At 67.5% G+C, this 21,984-nt stretch carries 19 protein-coding genes and 1 riboswitch; all 19 genes read right to left on the bottom strand.

Annotated features, from left to right (window positions below):
- Positions 1-78: 78 nt before the first annotated feature.
- The 19 genes from ACYQ8K_RS27835 to ACYQ8K_RS27745 all read right to left on the bottom strand — a co-directional run bounded on the left by ACYQ8K_RS27835 (position 79) and on the right by ACYQ8K_RS27745 (position 21,845).
- Positions 79-759, bottom strand: coding sequence for an Rv1815 family serine proteinase (locus tag ACYQ8K_RS27835; RefSeq protein ID WP_459974251.1), 681 nt, complete (start codon positions 757-759; stop codon positions 79-81).
- 94 nt (positions 760-853) lie between these two features.
- The gene (locus tag ACYQ8K_RS27830) at positions 854-1,798 is read right to left on the bottom strand and encodes a sterol desaturase family protein (RefSeq protein ID WP_459974249.1); all 945 of its coding nucleotides are present in this window, start codon (positions 1,796-1,798) and stop codon (positions 854-856) included.
- A 41-nt stretch (positions 1,799-1,839) separates the two neighbouring features.
- Positions 1,840-2,556 carry an MgtC/SapB family protein gene (locus ACYQ8K_RS27825; RefSeq protein WP_459974247.1) on the bottom strand — a complete coding sequence of 239 codons (717 nt, stop codon included), beginning with the start codon at positions 2,554-2,556 and terminating at the stop codon, positions 1,840-1,842.
- Positions 2,557-2,681: 125 nt separating this feature from the next.
- On the bottom strand, positions 2,682-2,999 hold the full coding sequence (locus ACYQ8K_RS27820) for a DUF732 domain-containing protein (RefSeq protein ID WP_459974245.1): 318 nt from the start codon (positions 2,997-2,999) through the stop codon (positions 2,682-2,684).
- Complete coding sequence (locus ACYQ8K_RS27815) at positions 2,996-4,396, bottom strand: PPE family protein (protein ID WP_459974243.1); 1,401 nt, start codon at positions 4,394-4,396, stop codon at positions 2,996-2,998. Before ACYQ8K_RS27815 ends, ACYQ8K_RS27820 begins: the two co-directional genes overlap by 4 nt.
- A gap of 181 nt (positions 4,397-4,577) precedes the next feature.
- Positions 4,578-5,822, bottom strand: coding sequence for a PPE family protein (locus ACYQ8K_RS27810; RefSeq protein WP_459974241.1), 1,245 nt, complete (start codon positions 5,820-5,822; stop codon positions 4,578-4,580).
- A gap of 288 nt (positions 5,823-6,110) precedes the next feature.
- Positions 6,111-6,437 (bottom strand): DUF732 domain-containing protein, encoded by a 327-nt coding sequence (locus tag ACYQ8K_RS27805; protein WP_459974239.1) that lies wholly within the window; start codon positions 6,435-6,437, stop codon positions 6,111-6,113.
- Between the two features lie 121 nt (positions 6,438-6,558).
- Positions 6,559-6,882, bottom strand: a complete 324-nt coding sequence (locus ACYQ8K_RS27800) for a DUF732 domain-containing protein (protein ID WP_459974237.1) — start codon at positions 6,880-6,882, stop codon at positions 6,559-6,561.
- A gap of 58 nt (positions 6,883-6,940) precedes the next feature.
- Complete coding sequence (locus ACYQ8K_RS27795; protein WP_459974235.1) at positions 6,941-8,344, bottom strand: PPE family protein; 1,404 nt, start codon at positions 8,342-8,344, stop codon at positions 6,941-6,943.
- 68 nt (positions 8,345-8,412) lie between these two features.
- Complete coding sequence (locus ACYQ8K_RS27790) at positions 8,413-9,672, bottom strand: PPE family protein (RefSeq protein WP_459974233.1); 1,260 nt, start codon at positions 9,670-9,672, stop codon at positions 8,413-8,415.
- A gap of 949 nt (positions 9,673-10,621) precedes the next feature.
- Entirely contained in the window at positions 10,622-10,957 is a 336-nt protein-coding gene (locus ACYQ8K_RS27785) for a DUF732 domain-containing protein (protein ID WP_459974231.1), read from the bottom strand.
- A 16-nt stretch (positions 10,958-10,973) separates the two neighbouring features.
- The gene (locus ACYQ8K_RS27780; RefSeq protein WP_459974230.1) at positions 10,974-12,185 is read right to left on the bottom strand and encodes a PPE family protein; all 1,212 of its coding nucleotides are present in this window, start codon (positions 12,183-12,185) and stop codon (positions 10,974-10,976) included.
- Between the two features lie 19 nt (positions 12,186-12,204).
- Positions 12,205-13,392 carry a PPE family protein, SVP subgroup gene (locus ACYQ8K_RS27775; protein ID WP_459974228.1) on the bottom strand — a complete coding sequence of 396 codons (1,188 nt, stop codon included), beginning with the start codon at positions 13,390-13,392 and terminating at the stop codon, positions 12,205-12,207.
- A 20-nt stretch (positions 13,393-13,412) separates the two neighbouring features.
- Positions 13,413-13,712, bottom strand: coding sequence for a PE family protein (locus tag ACYQ8K_RS27770; protein WP_459974226.1), 300 nt, complete (start codon positions 13,710-13,712; stop codon positions 13,413-13,415).
- Positions 13,713-13,993: 281 nt separating this feature from the next.
- Positions 13,994-14,169: riboswitch (M-box (ykoK) riboswitch) on the bottom strand.
- 115 nt (positions 14,170-14,284) lie between these two features.
- A complete protein-coding gene (gene eccA5 / locus ACYQ8K_RS27765) occupies positions 14,285-16,117 on the bottom strand; it encodes a type VII secretion system ESX-5 AAA family ATPase EccA5 (protein ID WP_459974224.1) in 1,833 nt (610 codons plus the stop codon).
- Entirely contained in the window at positions 16,114-17,322 is a 1,209-nt protein-coding gene (eccE, locus tag ACYQ8K_RS27760; protein WP_459974222.1) for a type VII secretion protein EccE, read from the bottom strand. The genes eccA5 and eccE overlap by 4 nt, the downstream gene beginning before the upstream one ends.
- 16 nt (positions 17,323-17,338) lie before the next feature.
- Positions 17,339-19,186 carry a S8 family serine peptidase gene (locus tag ACYQ8K_RS27755; protein ID WP_459974220.1) on the bottom strand — a complete coding sequence of 616 codons (1,848 nt, stop codon included), beginning with the start codon at positions 19,184-19,186 and terminating at the stop codon, positions 17,339-17,341.
- Positions 19,164-20,675: a type VII secretion integral membrane protein EccD gene (gene eccD, locus ACYQ8K_RS27750; RefSeq protein ID WP_459974218.1), complete on the bottom strand. Its 1,512-nt coding sequence runs from the start codon at positions 20,673-20,675 to the stop codon at positions 19,164-19,166. Before eccD ends, ACYQ8K_RS27755 begins: the two co-directional genes overlap by 23 nt.
- 267 nt (positions 20,676-20,942) lie before the next feature.
- Complete coding sequence (locus tag ACYQ8K_RS27745; protein WP_459974216.1) at positions 20,943-21,845, bottom strand: ESX secretion-associated protein EspG; 903 nt, start codon at positions 21,843-21,845, stop codon at positions 20,943-20,945.
- Positions 21,846-21,984: the final 139 nt, after the last annotated feature.

The raw sequence follows: 21,984 nt of genomic DNA, 5'->3' as shown, positions 1-21,984 counted from the left end.
GTGGTAACCACACCGATACCGGAGGTCCTCACCTACTTCCGCTCACCACGCCGTTCACAACCTGTCAAAGAGTTACACCTAGTGCGCGTTGTCGCGCACTCCGAGGTCCTCGCGGACCTCCTCCGAAGTGGCCCCCCACGACACCGCGGCCGGGAAGTCCCCCCACACGCTGTTGAAGATCCCGACGATCTGTCCGGGGCCACCACTGGGCGCCAGGTACACCGGTCCGCCCGAATCGCCGTTATGGCTTTGCACACCGTGCGACATGGTGAACCACCCGTTGTTCACGCTCTCCACCGTCCCGCAGGTTTCCCCGGTGATCACGCCGAAATGGCAGACGGGCTGCCCGGGCGCCAGCGTCAGGCCCGGATCGGAGACCAGCGGGCGGCCACCCGGCAGAATGTTGTTGGCCATCACGCTGTTGTCCAGCACGATCGCCTCGTAGTCGTTGATCACCTGGCTGGTGGACACCGTGGTTCCGCTGGGGGTGTTGTCCCGGAACGCCGCCATCCGGCCGATGAGGGCGCCGCCGCGGTCCGTCACCACGCCGCTCCCCCCGCCCCGGCAGTGCCCGGCGGTGAACGCGATTTTCAGGCCGGGGTCGACGTATCCCAGCGTGCAAACCCGGTTGTCTTGGCGTATTTCCATGCCCGGATACACCACGACGTCGGCCTTGGCCGGCGCGGCCGGCGCAAAGGAGGCGAGGGCCACGACCGTAGCCGACGCGGCGAACGTGCGCGTTGCCAGACGATGCACCATGAACTCCGATCCATCGGGCCGATACCGACGGGAGGCGAGGTTACGGCGTAACCGTTCCTCCACGCTCAGCTTTTCGCGCCGGCCTGCGCAAATGTTACAGGGAGGTCACGGCCGGGGCGGCGGCCTCGGTCTGGCGGGCGCCCCGAGGCAACCAGCCGGGCGGCCCGAACACGTAACCGAACCGGTCGCGCAGCCGCGTCGCGGATCGCCAGTCGCGGGCGATCGCGACGTACTCGCGGGTCTGCAATGTCCAGATGTTGAACGTGTCCACGCGCTTCGTGAGGCCGTAATGCGGCCGGAACAGCTCGGCCTGGAAGGTCCCGAAGAGCCGGTCCCAGACGATGAGGATGCCGCCATAGTTCTTGTCGAGGTAGACCTTGTCCATCCCGTGGTGCACGCGGTGATGCGACGGCGTGTTGAACACGAACTCGAGCGGCCGCGGCAGCTTGTCGATCCGCTCGGTGTGAATCCAGAACTGGTAGATCAGGTTCAACGAGAAGCTGAAGAACACCATCCACGGCGGAATTCCCAACAGCGGCAACGGAATCCACATCAGGATCTCACCGCTGTTGTTCCACTTCTGGCGGAGCGCCGTCGCGAAATTGTAGTACTCGCTGGAGTGATGGGCCTGGTGAGTCGCCCAGATCAATCGCACCCGGTGCGCGATCCGGTGATAGGCGTAATAGAGCAGGTCCACTCCGAGAATCGCGACGACCCAGGTGTACCAGCGCGTCGCCGACAGGTGCCAGGGCGCCACGTAGGCATAGATCGCGGCGTAGCCGAGCAGAGCAAGGGTCTTCCAGCCGGCCGTGGTGGCCACCGACACCAGCCCCATCGAGATGCTCGCCACCGAGTCGCGGGTCAGATGCGCCCCGGACGCCGGTCGCGCCGAGCCGGCGGCCTCGGCCGTGAGGTGTTCGAGCTTGCGGGCCGCGGTCCATTCGAGGGTCAACAGCAGCAGGAAGAACGGGATGGCGACCAGCACCGGATCGCGCATCTGCGGAGGCAGGGCGGACAGGAAGCCTGACAGGGCACTCACACAGGTAAGACTACGACGGGCGCGGCCGCGTCCGTCCGCCCTCAGCGACGATCGTCGGACTGCGCTTCGTCTCCGGCATACCACTGCACCGCGCGGACGCCGGGCAGCAGCGACAGTTCGGCCACCAGCCGCTCCAGGCGGGCCGGGGCGTCGCCGTTCATCAGGAGATGGGCGGTCAGGGTGACCTCGTCGCCGTCCGGGTTGCCGGTGTGGATTCCGCGAAGCGTGATGTCGTTACTGCCGGCGTGCTGGACGATCTGGGCCCGCGCGTACTTCTCGTGTTTCGGACGGCAGACCACCTGCACCAGGTAGGGCACCAGGCTCTCGTCTTCTTCGGCACTGTTGTCCCGGTCGATCAGCCGACCCAGCGGGCGCCCCAGCAGGTGAATGCCGATGACGGTGCCGGTGCCGATCAGCGCGAACACCAAGTGCCCGGAGGCGGCCAGCACCCCGATCGCCGCCGAGCACCACAGGGTGGCGGCGGTGTTGAGGCCCCGGACGTTGACGCCCTCCCGCAGGATCACGCCACCGCCAAGGAACCCGATGCCGGAGACGACATAGGAGGCGACCCGGGTGGGGCTGGTGTCGGAGGTGGCCGCCGCGTAGAGCACGAACAGCGTCGCGCCGCCGGCCACGAGCGCGTTGGTGCGCAGGCCGGCCCGCCGGGCCCGCCACTGCCGTTCCAGGCCGATGAGGGCGCCGCAGCCCACGCCGACGCCCAGCCGGACCAGGAAATCGAGAGCGCTCAGCGTCTCCAACGACACGCTCCTTCCCGGTTGCAAGACGGCGAAAGGGAACTAAACCAAATCCGGGTTAACCGCAAGTGGAGTCCGACCGAACCGCTGACATCGGGAGTACCCCCCGGCGCGCAGCGCGTCCCAGGCTAACCGGTCTTGGGCGTCAGGTGGTGGGGACAGTAGGCGCTCGATGCGAGCGCCGCGAATGTGGCCGCGGCGTCCAATGTCATCCCGGGATTTTGATCCTTGATGTCGCTGACGACCTGCAAGCCCGTTTCGCCCCTGCCCATCAGCCCACACACTGCTTTGGCGGACGCAATGACCTGACCGGGGCTGCTGTACGTGATACCGGAATTGCTCAGGGTGGCCAGGAACGCCGCATCGTCGCCCTCCGGCTCGGCGTGCGCGAGCGCCGGGAATGCGATCGCGCCGAAAGCGCCGAACACCGCGGTTACGACTCTCATACCGCCCCCGCCTTCCCGAGACGTGCGTCGGGCAGGGTCACCGTGGGCTTGTCCGCGCTGGACACGTGCACCGCATGGATCCCGGGCTTTGTCGACAATCGGTCGAGCAGAGCGTCGAGTCCGGCCTTGTCGACATTCCAGTGCTGCACGGCTTCTGGCTGCTTTTGCAGCTTCGCGATGACGTCGTCGAGTTTGACGGGCTCGGTGGTCTTCGCCCCGCCGGCGCGGGCTCGGACGCCCTTGCCGCTCACGACCTGCGGCGCGACAGCGCCCAGGGCGCCTCCGGTCAGGCTGCCCAGCGCCATGTGACCGAGCAGGCTCCCCGGGATCCCGGCCGTGGGCGCCGCGGCCAGACTGGCGGCCGTCGGCAGGCTGCCGGCCAACCTGATCGCCGGGGTCGCCGACGCCCAGGTCGGCGGCACGGACAGCTTGCCCACCACGTTCGCCTCGCCCACGCCCGCCGATACCGCGCCGGTCAGGCCCGCGCCGGCCGAACGCAAACCGAGCCCGGCCCCCAGCGCGGACTTCGGGATGTCGAGGCCCTCGACCGGGAGTTTGTAGAACATCTTGAACTCGGTCATGCCGAGGTTGATCGGACTCATGCTGTCGTTGGCGACCGTGCTGAACCGGCCGATGTCGGCGAGGATCCCGAAGGTGTTCTGCCAGGTCGTTCCGGCCAACGGGGAACCCGTGAGGGTGTTGAGGACCTCGTCCCAGAACTCCATGTAACCGCGGGAAGCGTTGCCGAGGGCCTCGAGCAGCTGGTTGATGATGCCGGACGGCGGGGAGGCGGCGTCCGCGGCCGCACCGGTGCCGGTTGCCAGGGCGCTGGCCCGGCCCAGCGCGGCCGACTGGGCGGCGATGCCCGTCGCATTGGTGGTCTGGGGCGGCTCGGTGAACGGGGTCAGTCGCGTGGCGGCGGCCGATGCGGTGGCGTAGCCGAACATCGCGGCGGCGTCCTGCGCCCACATCTCGCCGTACTCGGCCTCGGTGGCGGCGATTGCGGTGGTGTTCTGCCCGAAAACGTTGGTGGCCAGCAACATTGCCAGCCGCGTGCGATTGGTCGCGATCTCGGTCGGCGGCACCACCGCGGCGAACGCGCCCTCGAAGGCGTCGGCGGCTGCCGTGGCCTGGACTGCCGCGGCCTTGGCCTGCGCCGAGGTCGTCGACATCCATGCCACGTAGGGCAGGGCCGCGGCGGCCATGGCTACTGCCGACGGGCCGGCCCACGCCTCATTGGCCAGGCCCTCAACGATCGAACCGTAGGACGACGCCGCGGACTGCAGTTCGGTGGCCAATGCGTCCCACGCGGCGGCGGCCGTCAACATCGGTGCCGCCCCCGGGCCCGTGTACATCCGGGCAGAGATGACTTCGGGGGGCAGGACCGCGAAATTCATCGCCGGGCCTTCCCCGCGCCGGACGGGTCGGTGACCGCCGGGGACGAACGGGCACCGCTCGCACGAACGTCGGCAAACATCGCGTGGACCAGCGAGGTTTGCCGCCGGGCGATCACAGAAGGCATGGGCCGTCCTCCACGGTCGGTTGGATCAATGGGGTTTCTCATGTCGCAAAGCCCGCTCAATCCGCCGGCACCACGATGATCGTGGCGGTGGTGGCGACGCCGTCGTTCGCCGCTGCAGCAACTGCGGTGGTGCCATTGCTGACGGTGCGCACACCGGCGCCGGCCAACGCGCGCCCGGCCAGACTCGCCATGGCCATCTCGCCGAACAAGGCCTCTTGCGCCGTCGCGGCAATCGCCGGGACGGCCCCCAGACTCGCGCCAGGCAGCACCGAGGCGACGGTCTTCATCACGGGCACGGCGGTGGCCCAGCCTTGCGGGACCGACAGCGAACCGACCAGGGTCGCGCGGCCCATCGACCCCGCCACGCCTCCGGTCTCAGGGGTCACCGCGGAGACGTAGCCGCCCCGCAGCGGCGCCAGCGGCGACAGTCCCCCGGCGATGGCCTTCCCGCCGCCGAGCAGTTCGGCGACGCCCGGGGCGTTCTGGGCCAGACCCAGGGCTTGCAGGGACAGCAGCCACCAGCCGCCGGGCAGGATGATCGCCCCGATGGGGCTGTAAGCGCCGGTGACGGCGGCGAAAAATGGCCTGAGGGCGGCGGTGATCGGGTAAATGGCTTCGATGATCGATGCCGCCGGCGTCGCCGCCGCCGCTGACGGCGTCGTCGCCAGACCTTGCAGCATCGTGGGCAGCACGTCGATCAGCGCCGGCAGCTGGGATGCGATGTCCGACGCGGCATTTCGTGCGATCGCTGCGGATTGCCTTGCCACCGCGGATGAATCGGTGGTCTGCGGTGGCTCCGCGAAGGGCGTTAACTGCGTGGCCGCCGCCGACGAGGCGGCGTAGGCATACATCGCGGCGGCGTCCTGGGCCCACATTTCGGCGTACTCCGCCTCGGCCGCCGCAATGGCCGCCGTGTTCTGGCCGAGGATGTTCGTGGCAATCAAAGTCATCAACAGGCTGCGGTTGGCGGCGATCACCGGCGGGGGCACAGTCGCGGCGAACGCGGTCTCGTAGGCCGCGGCGGCGAGTCTTGCCTGCACGGCCGCCTGCTCCGCCTGTGCGGCGGACTGGGTCGCCCACGCCAGGTACGGGGCGACCGCGGCGCTCATCGACGTCGCCGCCGGTCCGAACCAGGACCCGACGGTCATGCCCGTGATCGTCGAATTATAGGCCGCCGCATAGGAATACAGCTCGGCTCCCAGCACGTCCCATGCCGCGGCGGCGGCCAGCAAGGGTCCCGATCCGGCACCCACGTACATCCGTCCTGAATTGACCTCTGGTGGCAGCGCCCCAAAGTCCACCCGTCGCCTCCCGTCCTGCTCTGGCGCCAGGGTAGGGGCGGATCTACGACCAGCCGGCAAACAAGCTCCGGCTCACATGGAATTCATGCGATCTGCAGGTGGAACATATCTATGTTTCATGTGTCCACAGCAGGTGCTCGGCGCCGTCCTTTCGTTCTCGGGACGGCATTGCACCGGGCGGCTGTCACAGGAGAAGCGGATGCGCATTAAGGCCGCACCATTTGGCGACGAAGTTGTTCACATGCTTCGCCAGGGTCGCGCTATCGGCCCCACCGCGGCGCCCCGCCGCTAGCTTTTTCCGCCGAGTTGCTGCGGGCAATAGTATTTCGCGGCGATCGCCAGGAACGACGTCGCGTGATCGTTGGTGAGGCCGGGGTTTTCGCTCTTCAGCTCGTCGAGCATCTGCGGGCCGAACTCGCCGTTGCTCATCGACACGCACACCGCCTTGGCGAACTTGATCGCCCCGTCGGGGGACGAGTAGGTGATGCCCGCACTCCGCAGGGAGGCAAGGAAACCGGCCTCGTCGACGCCGGGCGTCCCCGGATCGCCATGCGCGAGCGGGACCATTCCGATCGCGGCCGAAACGCCGACACTCAGCGCCAGCAGCAGTCTCATGACCCGAGATTGTCCCACGTCGCGGCGGTCTTCGCAGTGGCGGGCGTTGCTATCGAGACCCTTTGAGCGGCAGAGCATTCGAGGTTGACGCGCCCAGCGATCGCCACCCGCCCGGCGCGGCTCACGCCTTGGAGAGCTGCTGGGGGCAGTAGTACTTCGCGGAAAGCAGGGCGAAGTTCGACGCCATCTCCATGTCCATCCCGGGGTTGTGCGTTTTCACGTCGTGGACCAGCTCCAGGCCCGACTCGCCGTTGTTCAGGCAGGAACACACCGCTCTGCCGGCGGCGACGGCCGAGCCGGGGTTGTTGAAGCTGAACCCGGCTTGCTGCAGCGCGGCCACGAACCCGCCGTCGTCACCGTCCGGCACGGGTGGAGGATCGGCATGCGCCGGTGCGGCAAGGCCGATCATCGCCGACGCGCCGAGCAGCGCCAGAAGTGTTCTCATCTCTGCCTCCCTTTCGGTTGTTTCGAAGAATGCTGAACCATGTGAGTTGCCTTGGCCGTCAACCTAACTGGGCATCGGCGGGTATGACCTTCGGCTTGTCGCCCTTCTTCAGGTGCACCGCGTGGATGCCGGGCTTCTTGGCCAGTTGTTCAAGGAGCGCGTCGAGGTTCTCCTGATCGACGTTGTGGTGCTGTACGGTTTCGGGCTTCTCCGAGATCTGGGCGACGAGGCGTTTCAGCTGTTCCGGCGATTGTTTGTCTTTGAGGTCCTTGAGCGGAGCCATCCGGTTTCGCACGCCCGCCCGCGCCACGGTGGGCCCGCCGGCGCCCACGGCGCTACCCAACATCCCGGCCAGGCCCATCGAGCTGAACAGACTCCCCTGGCCCAGCGCGGCCGCGGGCACGGCCTCGGCGCCGGCGGCCGACAGCGCGGCGGCGACGGTCCGGATGGCCGGCGTGGACGTCGCCCAGCTCGGCGGGATCGACAGCCTTCCGACCAGGGTGCCCGCGTTGCCCATGCCGGCGATCGGGGTGATCGAGCTGTAGAGGGTGCCGCGACCGAAACCCAACGCCCCCAGGCCGGCGCCCAGCGCATCTTTCGGCAGCGCCCCGTACCCGACGGGCGGGGCGAACTTGAGCCACTGCGACAGCGGGAAGTTGATCAGCAGCCCGATGTCGTTGAATTGCGTGGTCAGCCCCAGCGGCACCTTCACCGCGTTGTACATGGCCGTGTAGAAGCTGGCCCCGCCGGGAACGGTGTTGAACAGATCCGTCATGAACGTCTGGTAGAGGTAAGCCAGGTTCGCCGGGCCGGAGAAGAGACCGCTGTAGGGCAAGGTGGTGGTCGCCGCCGATGCCGCGGTGTTGGCGACGTTGGCGGCCGGGGTGCTCGCCGCCCAACTCACCGCGGTTGCCTGCATCGGCTCAGCGGCTTCATTGGTGGTCTTGGGTGCGGGGCTGAATTCCGTCAGGTTGTTGGATGCGGTCGCCGACGAGGTGAAGTACGTGTCCATCGCTGTGGCATCCTGGGCCCAAAACTCGCTGTATTCGGCCTCATTCGCGGCGATCGCCGACGTGTTCTGCCCGAACACGTTGGAGGCCACCAGCTGCGCGAGCAGTGTCCGGTTCGCCGAGATGACCGCGGGCGGCACGTGGGCCGCGAAAGCCGTCTCGTAGGCGGCGGCCGCCTCGGTGGCCTGCACCGCGGATTGTGCGGCCTGCGCGGCGGTTTGCTGCATCCAGGCCACATACGGCGCGGCCGCGCTCGCCATGGCGATAGATGACGGACCCACCCAGGGCCCTGCCGTCAGGCTCGAGAGCACAGACTCATACGACGTTGCGGTGGACTGCAATTCGGTGGCCAGGTTCTGCCAGGCCGTCGCCGCGGCAACCAACGATCCCGCTCCCGGGCCGCTGTACATCCGACCCGAGTTGAACTCCGGCGGAAAGGCTCCGTAAAACATCTCGCGTACCCCTTACCTGGCTGGCTGGATCGGCAGTGCCTGGCTGCCATACGGTTTGGTCATCGCGATCACTCCTCGATGCACGGGATCACGATGATGGTGGCCGCGGCCGGATCGGCTTCGGCGGCAACGCCGCCCAGCGAACCCGCCACCGAGCCGGCGGCTCCGGCGGGCCGGGTTGCGGCGGCCGCGACGGCGCGCCCGGCAAGGCTGGACAGGGCCATCTGGTTGAAGACGCCCTCCTCACCGGCCATCGCGGCCGGCAGCGCTGCCATGTTGGTCGGTAGCTCCTGGGCGAGTGTCCGGATCGCCGGGGCGGCTTCCGTCCAGCCCTGCGGCACCGACATGCCGCCCACCAGAGCGGCTCTGCCCATCGACCCCGACGCCTGCCCCGCCCCGACCGCGGAGCTGAGCATCGGCTTGACGCCGTTGGCGCCACTGGCCAGCGGCGCCAACGCCCCGGAAATGGCTTTGGGCCCAGCCAGATACGCGGCCGCGCCCTGACCGTTCTGCCCCCACGCATAGGCCTGGCCGAACGACAGGAAGGGACCGCCGGGGATGGTGCTCCACGACTGCGGCGAGTAGACGCCGGTCACGACCGACCAGAACTCATTCCAGTTGGTGATGAAGCTCGGCGTGGTCAGCTGCGTCGACGTGGTACCCGCCGTGCCGGCGTTGCTGACGGCCTGTGCCGCCGGCTGCATCGTGGTGCTCAATTGGGAAAGGTGGCTGACGGTATTCGCGCTGGACTGCCCGGTGCTCTGAGCGACCGCGGCGGCTTGCGTCGGACCGGCCGAGTCATTGGTTGTCTGGGGTGGCTCGGCGAACGGCGTCAGCTGCGCGGCGCTCGCCGACGCCGCCGTGTACCCATACATGGCGGCGGCATCCTGCGCCCACATCTCCATGTAGTGGGCCTCGGTGGCGGCGATCGCCGGGGTGTTCTGGCCGAGGATGTTGGTGGCGACCAAGGTCGCGAGCAGCGAGCGATTGGCGGCGATCACCGGCGGCGGAACCGTCGCCGCGAACGCGGCCTCGTAGGCGCCCGCGGCCAGTTTGGCCTGGGCGCCCGCCTGCTCGGCTTGCGCGCCGGTGGCGTGGATCCAGGCCACGTACGGTGCCGCCGCGGCCGCCATCGCGATGGACGACGGACCCGTCCACGGACCCGTGGCAAGCGTGTCGATCGTCGAGCTGTATGACGCCCCGGCGCTTTGCAGCTCCGCGGCCAATTCGTCCCACGCGGCCGCGGCGGCCAGCAGCGGCCCCGACCCCGCTCCGATGTACATCCGCCCCGAGTTGTATTCGGGCGGATAAGCCCCGAAATCCAACATCAGCTCCGACCCCTCATCTCGCGGCTAACGTCCGCCCCGCTCCGCGGTCCGGGTATCGACAAAGTCGCGACCCGAAAGCAATTCGACGAATCCGTTATAGGACACATGTGCAAATCCGGTGTTCTGCAGACAACAAAGCCATACCTCTCCTAGCTTTGAATCGGCGCCTGAATGGCATTCGAACGACTAGTCAAGCCGCGTTGCTTTGCGCTCACGATGCTGCCCATCGGTTATTTCGGCGGGCGTTCCCGTCAGGTAAACATTTGTTAAACAAACGTGTTCGAAACGTCTTGAACTGTGTGAGGACCGTGCACAGTAGCGGACGAGTGCGTGGTGTGAATCACGCGGAAAAGCGATTGTGAGCAGCGTTGGGCAGCGGATAAATCGAATTATCCGCGGTTCGCTAATTCAGCGAATTCTGTACGAAAATCGGCACCATTGCCGAACGATAATCTGGCTCAGCAGCTACTGCTGTATCCGGTCGCTAATGTTGGCAACCTCCTATATCGGCTCAAAAAACGTCAACCCATCTTTTGTGGTTAGCGCTAATCGCGTCCCAGGTCTTGGGTAATGCCGCCGAACGTCCCTGACGCCCCGTCCGCCGGAATTGACCGGCTGGTAGATCGCCTGGACGTAGTGGCCCACCACCGGTGATGACCTCCTCACCGGCGTCCGAAGCGATTGATCGTCATACCGTTCTCCTCACGTTCCCCATACGAGTAGACGCGGTCAGTCTGCCCCAGCACTGATTAGCTACTGACAGTTTCCTGGGAGGCATCATTCGCTGATCACGGGTGTTTTCCAGTCCCCTCACCCCGCCCGATAACCGGCTGTGAGAAGTTGCCAAGCCCTGCTCTTTGGGGTTGTGTGGTTGACATTCAATCGGCCGCCCCGCGCCATCCGGAAGCCAAGCGCGCCACGCTTGACTGCAATGTGGATGCTGAGGCCGTCAGCTACTGCTGTGTGGGTTTGTGCCGCCGTCGCTCGTGGATAGCCTTTCGGGGCAATAGACGCTGGCCGCGGCCTGGACGAACAGCGCCGCCTTATCCATCGTGAACGCCGGGTTGAACTCGTGCAGATCCTTGATCATGTCGGCCTCTGAGGTGCCAGAGCTTGCCAAGTCGCACACCTTTTGGCCCGCTTTGATTGCGCGGTCGGGCTTCTGATAGGTGATCCCGGCCTTGTTGAGGGCAGCAAGGAACGCGTCGTCGTCGGCGTCCGCGTGCGCAGGTACTGCCACGCCGACGAAGGCAACGGCGCCGGCCAGAAACGGTAGGAACCTCATGTCGCGTCCCTGTCCCCTACCCGGCCGCCGGCGGGCGACCCATGATGCGGAGGCGGAACCCGTACATCGGCTCAGAGAATTCCTCCTCATGCCCACCGGGGATGCCCGCCAGGGGCACGCCCGGCATGCCCACTGCCCCAGCCTCTTCCATCACCATCGGGGTGGCCGAACCGAAGCCGTGGTACGCCCCCAGGCCGACCTGTGTCGTCGCCGCCAGTGGTGTGATCGCCGCTCCGGTGGCGCCCCAGGACGGCGGAACCGACAGGGCCCCAACCAGACTCGCCTGCCCCACGCCAGCGACCGCTGCCGCGCCGGGCGCCGTCACCGACGCCAGGTTCGCGGTACCCCCGAGGCCGGCGGCCAGGACTCCCAATCCCGACGTGGTCGAGTCGACGGCATTCAGGGCGGAGATGGAGTTCATGTTGACCGCCGCATCGACGAACGACGTCGGGTTCAGTAGCCCGCTGGTGGTGAACGCGTTGGAAAAATTGGCGACCGAGGCGTTGTTGAGGAAGCTTCCGAACACGTTCCCGTCGGATCCATCCAAAAAGTTCATGAGTCCCGCGAGCCCGGGCTGGCCGGAGCCGTTGGTATTGGGCGCGAGTCCCAGCCACGCCAGCAGACTCTCTCCCGAGGAGGTGCTCGAGCTGCTCGAGGCGGCGTTGACGACCGCGGCGGTTTGTTGGGCCGTTCCGTTACTGGTGGTCTCGGACTGCGGCTGTTGGAACGGCGTCATTTGGGTTGCCGCGCGCGAGGCGGCGCTGTAGTTGGTCATCGCGGCTGCGTCTTGAGCCCACATCTCCCCGTACTGGGCCTCATTGGCCGCGATCAATCCGGTGTTCTGGCCGAAAATGTTGCTCGCCACCAAGTTCGTCAGCTGGGTGCGATTGGCCGCGACGGCGGCCGGCGGCACGGTCGCGGCGAACGCGGCCTCGTAGGCGGCCGCGGCCGCGTTGGCTTGTGTGCCCGCCTGCTCGGCCTGTGCGGCGGTGGTGTTCAGCCACTCGACGAAGGGTGCCGCGGCAGCCGACATTTTCGCCGAGGACGGGCCGAACCAGCCTTCGCCGGTGAGCGCCGCCAGCACGGATCCATAATTGGTTGCAGCGGAGCGCATTTCAGCAGAAATAGCGTTCCATGCGGCCGCAGCAGCCAGCATGGATTCCGAGCCCGGACCGGAATACATTCTGGCCGAGTTGATTTCCGGCGGCAATCCCGCATAAAGCGACATGACATCTTCTCCCGAGTTCTCAGCCGGCGGCCGGCGGACGTGGCATGACGACGGGTCGGAACCCGTATTTGGGGATGGCGCGGCGTAGTCGCCGGCCGGCGCCGCCCATCGGCCCCGCGACGCCTCCGGGACCGCCTGCCGCGGGGGCCGCCGCGGTGTCGGTGAGACCCGTGACGCCGGTGGCCTGCGCGGCCGTCTGACCGGGGGCGATATTGGCCGCCGACGCCCAGCTTTGCGGCACCGACATCGATCCCACCAGTTGCGCGTTGCCGACCCCGGCAGAGGCGCCGCCGAGGCCGGCCGACCGTACCGTGTTCGATGCCAGGTCGGCGGTCGCGGCGTCTTCGGCGTCCGCGGCGAAGTCCCCTAGACCGCCCAGCGTGGTGGCGTGCTGCGCGGTCAGGACGCCCTGGACCGACGAAATGATGAATTGCGGGTTGAACGGGCCACCGGCAAGGGCGCCGTTGACCACCGCGGTGCTGAAGAAGTTGCCATTCGTGAAGGTGCCGAAGGCCGAATTGTCCGAGCCGCTCAGCAGGCCCGCCAGATACGACGACACCGACCCAGGAGACGAGGAGCTGGCACCGCTGATCGCCGACGACAGGTTCGACTGCACGGCACCGGCCGGCGTTTGAGCCACCTGAGCCACCGCGTTGGTTTGGCCGGCCACCCCGTCGGCGTTGGTGTTCGACTGCGGCGTGGTCAACGGCGTGAACTGTGCCGCCGCGTTCGATGCGGTGGCATAGCCGTTCATCGCGCCCGCGTCCTGGGCCCACATTTCGGCGTACTGCGCTTCGGTGGCGGCGATTGCCGGGGTGTTTTGACCAAAGATGTTGGTCGCAACCAGCATCGCCAGTTGAGCGCGATTGGCCGCGACCACCGGCGGGGGCACCGTCATCGCAAACGCCGACTCGTACGCGGTGGCGGCGGCGAAGGCTTGACTGCCGACCTCCTCGGCCTGGGTGGCGGTGCCGTCCAGCCAAGCCAGGTAGGGTGCCGCCGCGGCCACCATCGACATCGATGAAGGACCCAGCCAGCCTTCGCTGCCGAGCTCAGTGACAACGGAGCCGTAAGAGGCTGCCGCGGAACGCATCTCAGCGGCGATCGTGTTCCAGGCGGCAGCGGCGGCCAGCATCGGCCCGGATCCCGGCCCCGAATACATTCTCGCCGAGTTGATTTCCGGCGGCAGCGCCGCAAAGTCCAACATGATCGATCCCCCAGGAATACTCAGCGGGCCGAGGCTGCGTTGATGGCCTCGGTGGCCGCATACGATCCGGCGCTGGTCTGCAAGGTGGTCACGAAGTTTTCGTGTATCGCCGCAGCTTGGGCGCTGAGCGCCTGAAATGTCTGGGCGTGCCGTGCGAACTGCGCAGCGGTCAGCAGTGAGACCTCGTCGGCGGCGGCGGGCACCACCCCGGTCATCGGGGCGGCGGTGGCCGAGTTCTGGGCGGTCAGGGCCGAACCGATCTCTTGCAGCCGGCCGGCGGCAACGTCCAGGGATTCCGGCTGTGCGGTAACAAAATTCATCACATATCTCCCCACGAAGAAGTAGGCATGCCAGAGCTTCTGGCCGTGCCGCGGGCGCGCGCCTACGCCGCACGTCAGCGAGCGCGCGTATTACGAAAATCGGCTAAATATAAGCCAATTCAGGAAAATGCGATGCCGAGGTCGGATCGACGCGAAATGGTCAACGATCTGGCATACGGACTGTCATCGGGACTAATTCGCTCTCACCTCCTCAAAGCCAGGGCACGCGGGGGTGCCACACAGTGCACACGGGGAGGAACAACCAGGCGAAACGGCCGGTTGCGGCACCCCTCTCGTCAGAGCTTCGGCACCACACGGCGTATCCGACCAACCGAAGCCGGAAGCCACTTGGGCTCAACCCTTAATCCGGGAGGAGCTGTCCTGACCCTGGGCGTCTTTCGACGTTCGAGGTCAGTGGCCTGTGTCCGTGCAGACGCCTCACCTAGCGAGGTGCTTGCATTGGCAATGGTGGCACTCGGCCTGCGCTGAGTCAAGCTGACGTACAACGCATTCCCGGGGGGTTCACCCTGCCGACACCTGCGGTGCACCCGCGCGGGCCGGCACGCGGCGGGTCAGTCCGACTTTTTCTCGGCGACCGCCGCGCTGAGACCCTCGGCGAGATCCTCCTGAGTCAGCTCCTTGAACCGCAGCAGTTGCCGCTCGCTGAACTCGGTCACGTCACTGGACAGCACCGCATCCAGGTCCTCGTCGTCGAGCCGGAAGCTGCGGTGATCGCGCGCCTTCTCCACCACGTTGCGCACGAAACCGGCGTTGCCGAGCGTATCGATGCCGCGGATGAGATCGCCGTCCTCCGAATAACTCTCGTCGAGGTAGAACTTCGTGTACGACGGCAACAGCGCCTGCGCCGATTCGTCGGTGATCACGTCTTCGTTCTCCTGGCCCATCAACCGGGTCAGCGCAACCAGCTCGTCCGGGGTGTAGCTGAAGAACTCGATGACGGTCGAAAAGCGTCGCCGCAGGCCCTGATTCACTTCGAGCATCTTGTCCATCGCCTTGGCGTAGCCGGCGCCGAATACCACCAGCTCGTCGCGGTGATTCTCCATGTACAACAGCAGCGTATTGATGATCGCGTTGCCGTAGGGGTCGCCCTGTTGGTAGCCCTTCTCGTGCAGCGTGTGCATCTCATCGAAGAAGACCGCGCCACCCAGGGCGCCCTCGAGCATCTCCTCGGTGTTCTTCTCCGCGTCGGCCATGTAGCGGCCCAACAGCTTGGTGCGGCTGGTTTCCACCACCACGGGCTTGCGCAGCACGGTCAACCCGCACAGCTGCTTGCTGAAAGCCCTTGCCACCGAGGTCTTTCCGGTACCGGGCGGACCGAGCAACAAGGTGTGGCGCGAAGTGACCGGCACAGGAAGGCCCATCTTGGCGCGCGCCAGGTTCACCTTGGTGGTCGACTTGATGAGCTTGATCTCGCGCTTGGCGCGTTCCATGCCGAGCATGGCGTTGAGTTCGGCGTCGCCTTCGGCGAGGTACTTCGCCGCCTCTTCGGCGTGGCGGGCGGCCTCGGCCTCGGCCCGAGTCGGCGCGCTGCCCGGGTCCCACGGGTCGGTCCGGGCCTCGATCGTCTCCGGGTCGGTCAGGACCAGGCGGAAGTTCGGATTGTCCAGCGCTTCGCGGGCCGGCGTGAACTTCGGGTCCCGCGAGTACACCCGGCGCAGCAGCTCGACGGCCTCGTCCTCGCGGCCCAGGTGCCGCAGGCACATGCCCTGGGTGTAGAGGGCGATGTTGGCCGCGCCCGGCACCCGGTCGCCCTCGATGGCCTCCTGGCCCCGGCGCAACGCCTCCTCGAACACCCCCAGCGAGGCCAGCGCCGTGGTGGCCATCGCCGCGCCGGCCGCCTTCAGTTCCGGCTGCCGCCAGGTCTTCCCCTCGGCGAACTGATTCAGCACGTCCGGCCACCGAGCCGTGCGGAAGTACAGCACGCCGCGCACGTAGCTGACCAGTTCCTCGTCGACGGGCTGGCGGGGTTCGACGCCGTCGATCAGTTTCGCGGCTTCCTCGTAGCGTTTCGCTTCGGCGAGGACGGCGGCATACGCACACGCCAACGTCTCCACGGTGGTGACCGCCAGCCGCAGGAACAGCCCGTCGGAAACTTCGGGCCGGAACTGCAACTCGGTCACCCCGAGGCGGCGGGTCTCCCAACCGAACGTCCGGATCGAGGACCACGCGCCGGCCAGCACGTCGATGCTCTGCTCCCCCGCCAGGATCCGCGCCAGCCAGGCGTCGCACATCCCCGGATCCAGGTTGGTCGCGGTGGTGAACATCTGCGCCGCAACCTGCGGATTGTGGCTGGGCTGCAGACCGTTGACCGAGACGCCCGAGGCCAGCAGGCCGGCGACCATCGCATTGCGGGCACCCTCAGCGGTTGCTTGCGGCCTCGTCATTGCGCTACAGGCACGCCCGCCGAGCTCCCTCGCCGCTGATCGACGGATAGCGCGAGGTCGTCATCGTCGGCGCGCAATGGACGGCTCGGCACGACCAGCAGGGGGCGCGCCGTGGGGGCGGGCAGGCTGGCTCGCACCGCGGCCAGCTGACGTCCGGTGAGGCGGTTGAGGCCCGAGGAGACGTTTCTGCGCAGCCGCTTTTCGGTGTGGTACCGCACCCAGGCCGATACCTGCGGCCGGCCGCCGCGCGAAATGAGCCGGACGGTGAGCACGGTGGCGACGGTCTCGTCCTCCCACAGCTCATCAAGCTTGTCGGTGGTGATGTCGGACGGGGACAACCACAGGCTGGTGACGAACCCGTTGAAGTGCTTGAGCCGGCGCCAGCCGGGACGGCTCCAGGTCGGTTCCAGATCGGCCAGGACCGCACGATCGACTTCGGCCAGCTCCTCCGCCGTCAGCGGCCGGGCCGCACAGGTCAGCCCGTCGAGGTCCTGCGCGAGCCGTTCGGTCGCGGCCACCAGGGTCGACGCCAGCGAATCGCGGGCCGCGACGGCGGCGACGTTGCGCTGCGGGTTCATCCGCAACACCAGCCAGGTGCGGCGAACGTAGGAGGTGGGCTCGTCGTTGGCCACGTCCCACTCCTCGGGGCCCCAGTCGTCGAGCTTGGACAACTCGGCGGCTTTGGCTTCAGGTCCGCCGCGGCGGACCTTCACCGCGACGATGTCGACGCCATCGAGGTGGACGTCGAACTGGCGCAGGCCCGAAGCGACGGCCGACACCAACAGCGTGGGCGCCGAGTGGCGGTGACGAAGGCGCGACGGCGAGTCGTCGTCACCGCCGTTGATGGCGATCACCGTGACCAGCTGGCCTTCGTGCTGCCGCACACCGACCTTGTCGCGCCCGTACTTGCGCTGGTAGTCGAGGGCCGGCGTGCAGCCCGCGGACAGCGCGGAGCCCGGATCGGCGGACCAATCCCACAGCCACGTGGCCAACCCCGACGTAACGGTGAGGCCGTGGTAGGTGACCAGCGACAGCAGCGTCACCAACACGGCCAGGCCAACACCAACCCAGAACGCGATGCGATACGTGCCCTGCCAGGACTCGGGGCAGTGGCTGGCCACCACCAAGATCAGGACGTCGACCACAAACACGGTGGTCAGCCGTTGCCACGACAATGACAACCCAAACCTGCGCTGACGCTTCATGAAAGCTGCTCCGCCCCTATTGCTGTTTCCGCGATCGCTTCATCAGCGTCGCCGTGCCGAACACTCCGCCGCCGATGAGTAGCGCCCCGAGCAAGCCGCCGGCGGCCACCCACACTGGCACCATATCGCGGGCCGGGGCGGGTTTCGGAATGTTCAGCGGTGCCGATAGTTGCTGCGGTGGTTTCACCGGACCGTCGGGGACATCCCAGGTCAGTGCCGCCACCGGGTCGACGACGCCATGACCGACCTGGTTGTCCACGCCACGCGCCGGCGCACGGGCAGTCCGGGTCAACCGGTTGATGACCTGATACGCCGACAGCTGCGGGAACTTCGCCCGCACGAGTGCCGCGACGCCGGACACGATCGCCGCCGAGAAGCTGGTGCCGGACGGGACCAGCAGCGTGTTGTCGGGTCCGTCGATAGCGTTGATCAGGCCGTCGTCCCGGGGCGACAGTCCGATGACGTCGGTTCCGGGTGCGGCGATGCCGACCCACGGGCCGGCCACGCTCGTCGACGCCTGGCCCTGGTTGCCCTGGCTCAGCGGGCGGCCGTCGGTGTCGACCGCGCCGACCGTCAGGACGTAGTCGCTGAACCACGACGGCGTCACGACAGTGGTGACCGCGTTCCAGTTACGAGGATCGTTGGGCTGCAACGGATCATGGGGCGGGTTCTGCTTGCAGTCCTTCTTGCTGGTGTCACCGGCGGCGGCCACGATGACGGCGTTCTTGTCGACCGCCGCGTAGCGCACCGCCGCGCCCAGTGAACGCTGGTCGATGATGTTGCGCGCACTCATGCACGTCACGTCGGAGATGTTGATCACCTGAGCGCCCATGTTGGCGGCGTGCACGATCGCGCGCGCCATCGTCTGGACGCTGTCGATCTTCGCCGACGTCTGCGGGTCCTCGTCACCGGTATAGGCGTCCTTGAGGCCGAAGGCCTGGCTGGACTGCCGGATCGCGATGATGTCGACATCCGGGGCCACCCCGCTGAACGCGTCCGGCCCGGCTTTCGGTGGCGGGGGCGGCGGTGGTGGCGGGTCGAGCGGGCGCGGGCCACGCAGGTTGTCGACGTTGGCGACGTGCCCGCCACCGGCGTAGCCCGGGATGGTCACCGTGCCGCCGCCGTGGCTGGACGCCGGCGCCTGCCCATTGGGACCCTGGCCGGCCTGCGGCGGTCCCGGCGGCGGGCCCGCGGGCTGCGGAGCCGCCGGTTGCGGCGGTGGCGCGCCGAAGGGGCCGGGGGCGGGCGCTTGTTCCTGAGACTGCGGTGGCGGTGGGACCATCGTCACCGTCTGCGGCAGCGGTGACAGCGTCACCGTCTGCGGCGGTGGCGCTTTCGGCGGGGGCTCGGTGGTGGGGATGGTGACCGGCTTGCGCGGTGCCGCCGGCGGCACGCCCGCGCCGTTGGCCGACGCCGCACCGATCATCGACGCCACGATGGTGCCGTGCGCGTCGCAGTCGGACAGGCCGTCCCCCGACATGATGTAGTCACCGCCGGGAATCAGGTGCGGGAACCGGGGGTGCGGCGTCACGCCGGTGTCGATGACGGCCACCTTCACGCCGGCGCCCCGACCGAACTGCCACGCCTCCTGCAGATTCAGCATGTCCATGTACTTGGGCTGCAGCCGGAAATCCGTCCCGGGCAGCACACCGACCTCGGTGCAGTACGAGTTCTGCTTCATCGGGGCACCCGGCCCGGGCGTACCGTCCGGTGGGACCGCGCCGGCGTCGATCGTCGGGGGCGAGATCGCGTACGCGGGCGGCAGGCCGGCCAAGGCGCCCGACGCGAGCAGCGCGGCGGCGACGGTCGCGGCGGACGCGCGACCACGCCACACCTTGCCGTTAGCGATAGCGGATTGCTGCATAGACATTCATCAACCACAATGCCAGCGGGAAAATTGGCATCAGGCAGAGGTATTCAATCCATTCCACGAATTTGCGGAATAGCGGGCTGTAGACGGTGTTCGGCACGACGGCCGCCGATGTCAGCCCCGCCGCGGGCAGCAGAACCAGGATGGCCGCGCTGATCGAGATCGCGAGCGGCGACTGCAGCACCAGCGCGTAGCGCAACACCACCGCACCGACGATCAGCACCGCCGTCCCGGCCAGGGTGATCGCCTGCCAGCGGTCGACGTAGGAGCGGCCGCGCAGCATCAGGAATCCCGCGCTGAAGCCGGCCAGCAGGAGCGGCAGCCAGCGCTGCCCGGTGTGCGGGTCCGACAGCGCCGTGAGGGAAACGATCATCAGCACGCCGAGCCCGATCAGCAAACCCGACAGGAAGGAGCGGGCGCGTTCGGCCTGGGTCAACACGTCGCGCACGGAGGCGGGCCCCTCCAGCACCGGTGGGCCACCGTCGGAGCGCACCACCGTGGTGGGCAGGTCGGGCCGGGCCTCGAACACCCACCGGCTGGTGGCCGACGGGAAGACGGGCAGCCGGATGCCGGCCAGGCGCCGCGAGATCGCCGGCGCACTCTGGTAGATCATAACGGACACCAGCACGACGCAGGTGAACAGCGTGACGGCGCTCGTCATGGCGACCATGCGTGCGAGCGCGGCCACCGACGCGATCAGGCTGACGGTGACGATCGCGGTGTAGATCGCCAGTCGGCGTCCGGTGAACCGCAGGGCGAGGATCGCGGCGATGGTGAGGACGCCGAAACCCAGTACCGCGTGCGGCGATCCGACGCCGCCGGGCGGCGCCGAGGCCGCCGCGATCGCCAGCGGTGCGAGGCTGCTCAGCAGCATGGTGTCGGCGACGCGCCGTTCCTGCTGCGTGTGCGCCCGCATCAACAGCAGAAGCGAAACACCAAGCGCCACAGCGCCGATCACGCCCGCGTACACGGTCGGAAGCCACGAGTTGTGGTGCCAGCGCCACCAGCCGAGCAGTCCGGCCGCGGTCGTCACGCCGACGGCCACCATCGACGCACCGACCTGCACCGCGACGACGGGGTCGATCGCGGCGAAGCGCTTGCTGAGGTCCGCCGCGACGGCGGTGGAGATGTGCTCGATGACCTGCGAGCGGTGCTCGGTGTCCGGGATGAACCGGATCCACAACCGGTCGCCGTCGTAGACGTCCTGCTCGCTCAGCGACTGGGTGGCCCGCAGCGGCGAACCATCCACCAGGCATAGCGCCCAGCGGCCCCGGCCCGACGCCTCCAGCGGCGTCTCACCGAGTTCGCGCAGTCTGCTGTTGACCACCTTCAGCAACGGTTCGGTCATTACCGAGACGGGGGCGTTGGCGTCCAGCAGGACGCCGATCTGGACACCCGCGCCGGCCATCACGCCGACGACGACTGCCTGAGGCTGCGAGATTCCCTCTACGTCAGGCTGTGGTACTTCAACTACCGCAGTCATCGCCCTGTACTCCCTATCGTGATGAATGAGTGAGCCCGTGCCGCGAGTCGCGCGCGGGCGTGCGCCGGTGTACTCGTCGAGGTGCTGCGGCCCCCCGCAAAGTGCATTCCGACTAATTGGAATTCCATCTGCCTCGCCTTGCGATTAAGAGTTGTCGTCGACACCGGTTTGAGATTTGCTGATGCCTTGAGAGAAGTATGCCGTGTTCGCAGCTCAACCGCATGTTGAGTGCAAAGACATTGGTGAACTCTGTGTTTCGCGCGAATGTCAGACCCGGCTGTGCGTTTTCCACTCGCCATAAGGAAGTGTGTCCAGCACCGTTTTGACGCCCACCTGCACGAGCTGCGGGGTGGCCGGGCAGATGGCCAGCCACGCCTCCCCCGAACCCGCGGTCCGGGCCTGCTGGTAGAGGGCGATGCGGCCGCCGGAACCGTCCTTGAGCGACAGCACCGACGCACTCGGGCCCTTGGCGTCGTCCTGATACTGACGGGCGTACACCGCGACCTCGGCGGCCGGGTCGGACAGCGCTTGACCCAGCGCGGCCACCGTCGCGGCGCTGATCCCCATCCGGCGCAGGTCGCCCCCGGAGAACACGTTGAAGCCCGACTCCTGCCAGGACTTCGTCGCTTCCAGCATCTCCTCCAGCGGCACGTTGACGGCGTTGATCGCCGCGGGCTCGGCGTGGTGGATGGACTCCAGCGCATCGATCACCAGGGACGCAATCGAGGCGCTGTCCGCGACGGCGACGTCGTCGACGGTGATCTCGCCGCCGACCCGGACCGCCGACACCCAGTGCTGGCCGCGCCGGGCCAGGACCACCCGAAACTCATTGTCGGGGATGTCGCGCGAGCCGGGGGGCTGATTTTCGTCATCGAGGACGCCGTAGGCCAGCTTGCCCCGGGACAACAGGGCGACAACCTCGAGGTCGGGCGCGGCGAGCACTTTCATCCGCGCGGCCACATGCTCGTTCACCTGATCGTTCTCGACTATGCCCTGTTCGCGCATCACCGCGATTCCGGGATGCTCGTTGAGCCAGTCGCTCGAATCGGTAGACACATATGGCCGGCACCGCAACTCCGGCGCGACGTGCCGGATGTCCAGCAACGCCTGGAGCATCCAGAAGCCGTCGACGTTGACAGTGATGTCGGTGCGGGTGCTCTGTTGGTCCATCAAATCCCCACTTGGTCCCTAGTTACCTCAAGCCAAACTGCACGGTAACCGCAGGACGCGGCAGCACACCACCCGTCGGTTGTGGGACTACAAAAAAAATATGGGGTTATGAACCACGGGAACCAACCCCGGGAAGATT

The organism is Mycobacterium sp. MUNTM1 (assembly GCF_054660795.1).
Note: the sequence above shows the minus strand (reverse complement) of the source record. Positions and strands in the feature narration are given on the sequence as shown.

What these genes read in the sequence shown, in the direction of transcription:
- ACYQ8K_RS27775 (WP_459974228.1), bottom strand. Translation starts at nt 13,392, where the DNA reads ATGTTGGACTTTGCGGCGCTGCCGCCGGAAATCAACTCGGCGAGAATG.
- ACYQ8K_RS27815 (WP_459974243.1), bottom strand. Translation starts at nt 4,396, where the DNA reads ATGAATTTCGCGGTCCTGCCCCCCGAAGTCATCTCTGCCCGGATGTAC.
- ACYQ8K_RS27745 (WP_459974216.1), bottom strand. Translation starts at nt 21,845, where the DNA reads ATGGACCAACAGAGCACCCGCACCGACATCACTGTCAACGTCGACGGC.
- ACYQ8K_RS27785 (WP_459974231.1), bottom strand. Translation starts at nt 10,957, where the DNA reads ATGAGGTTCCTACCGTTTCTGGCCGGCGCCGTTGCCTTCGTCGGCGTG.
- ACYQ8K_RS27795 (WP_459974235.1), bottom strand. Translation starts at nt 8,344, where the DNA reads ATGTTTTACGGAGCCTTTCCGCCGGAGTTCAACTCGGGTCGGATGTAC.
- eccE (WP_459974222.1), bottom strand. Translation starts at nt 17,322, where the DNA reads ATGAAGCGTCAGCGCAGGTTTGGGTTGTCATTGTCGTGGCAACGGCTG.
- ACYQ8K_RS27820 (WP_459974245.1), bottom strand. Translation starts at nt 2,999, where the DNA reads ATGAGAGTCGTAACCGCGGTGTTCGGCGCTTTCGGCGCGATCGCATTC.
- ACYQ8K_RS27835 (WP_459974251.1), bottom strand. Translation starts at nt 759, where the DNA reads ATGGTGCATCGTCTGGCAACGCGCACGTTCGCCGCGTCGGCTACGGTC.
- ACYQ8K_RS27800 (WP_459974237.1), bottom strand. Translation starts at nt 6,882, where the DNA reads ATGAGAACACTTCTGGCGCTGCTCGGCGCGTCGGCGATGATCGGCCTT.
- ACYQ8K_RS27790 (WP_459974233.1), bottom strand. Translation starts at nt 9,672, where the DNA reads ATGTTGGATTTCGGGGCTTATCCGCCCGAATACAACTCGGGGCGGATG.
- ACYQ8K_RS27755 (WP_459974220.1), bottom strand. Translation starts at nt 19,186, where the DNA reads ATGCAGCAATCCGCTATCGCTAACGGCAAGGTGTGGCGTGGTCGCGCG.
- eccD (WP_459974218.1), bottom strand. Translation starts at nt 20,675, where the DNA reads ATGACTGCGGTAGTTGAAGTACCACAGCCTGACGTAGAGGGAATCTCG.
- eccA5 (WP_459974224.1), bottom strand. Translation starts at nt 16,117, where the DNA reads ATGACGAGGCCGCAAGCAACCGCTGAGGGTGCCCGCAATGCGATGGTC.
- ACYQ8K_RS27770 (WP_459974226.1), bottom strand. Translation starts at nt 13,712, where the DNA reads ATGAATTTTGTTACCGCACAGCCGGAATCCCTGGACGTTGCCGCCGGC.
- ACYQ8K_RS27805 (WP_459974239.1), bottom strand. Translation starts at nt 6,437, where the DNA reads ATGAGACTGCTGCTGGCGCTGAGTGTCGGCGTTTCGGCCGCGATCGGA.
- ACYQ8K_RS27780 (WP_459974230.1), bottom strand. Translation starts at nt 12,185, where the DNA reads ATGTCGCTTTATGCGGGATTGCCGCCGGAAATCAACTCGGCCAGAATG.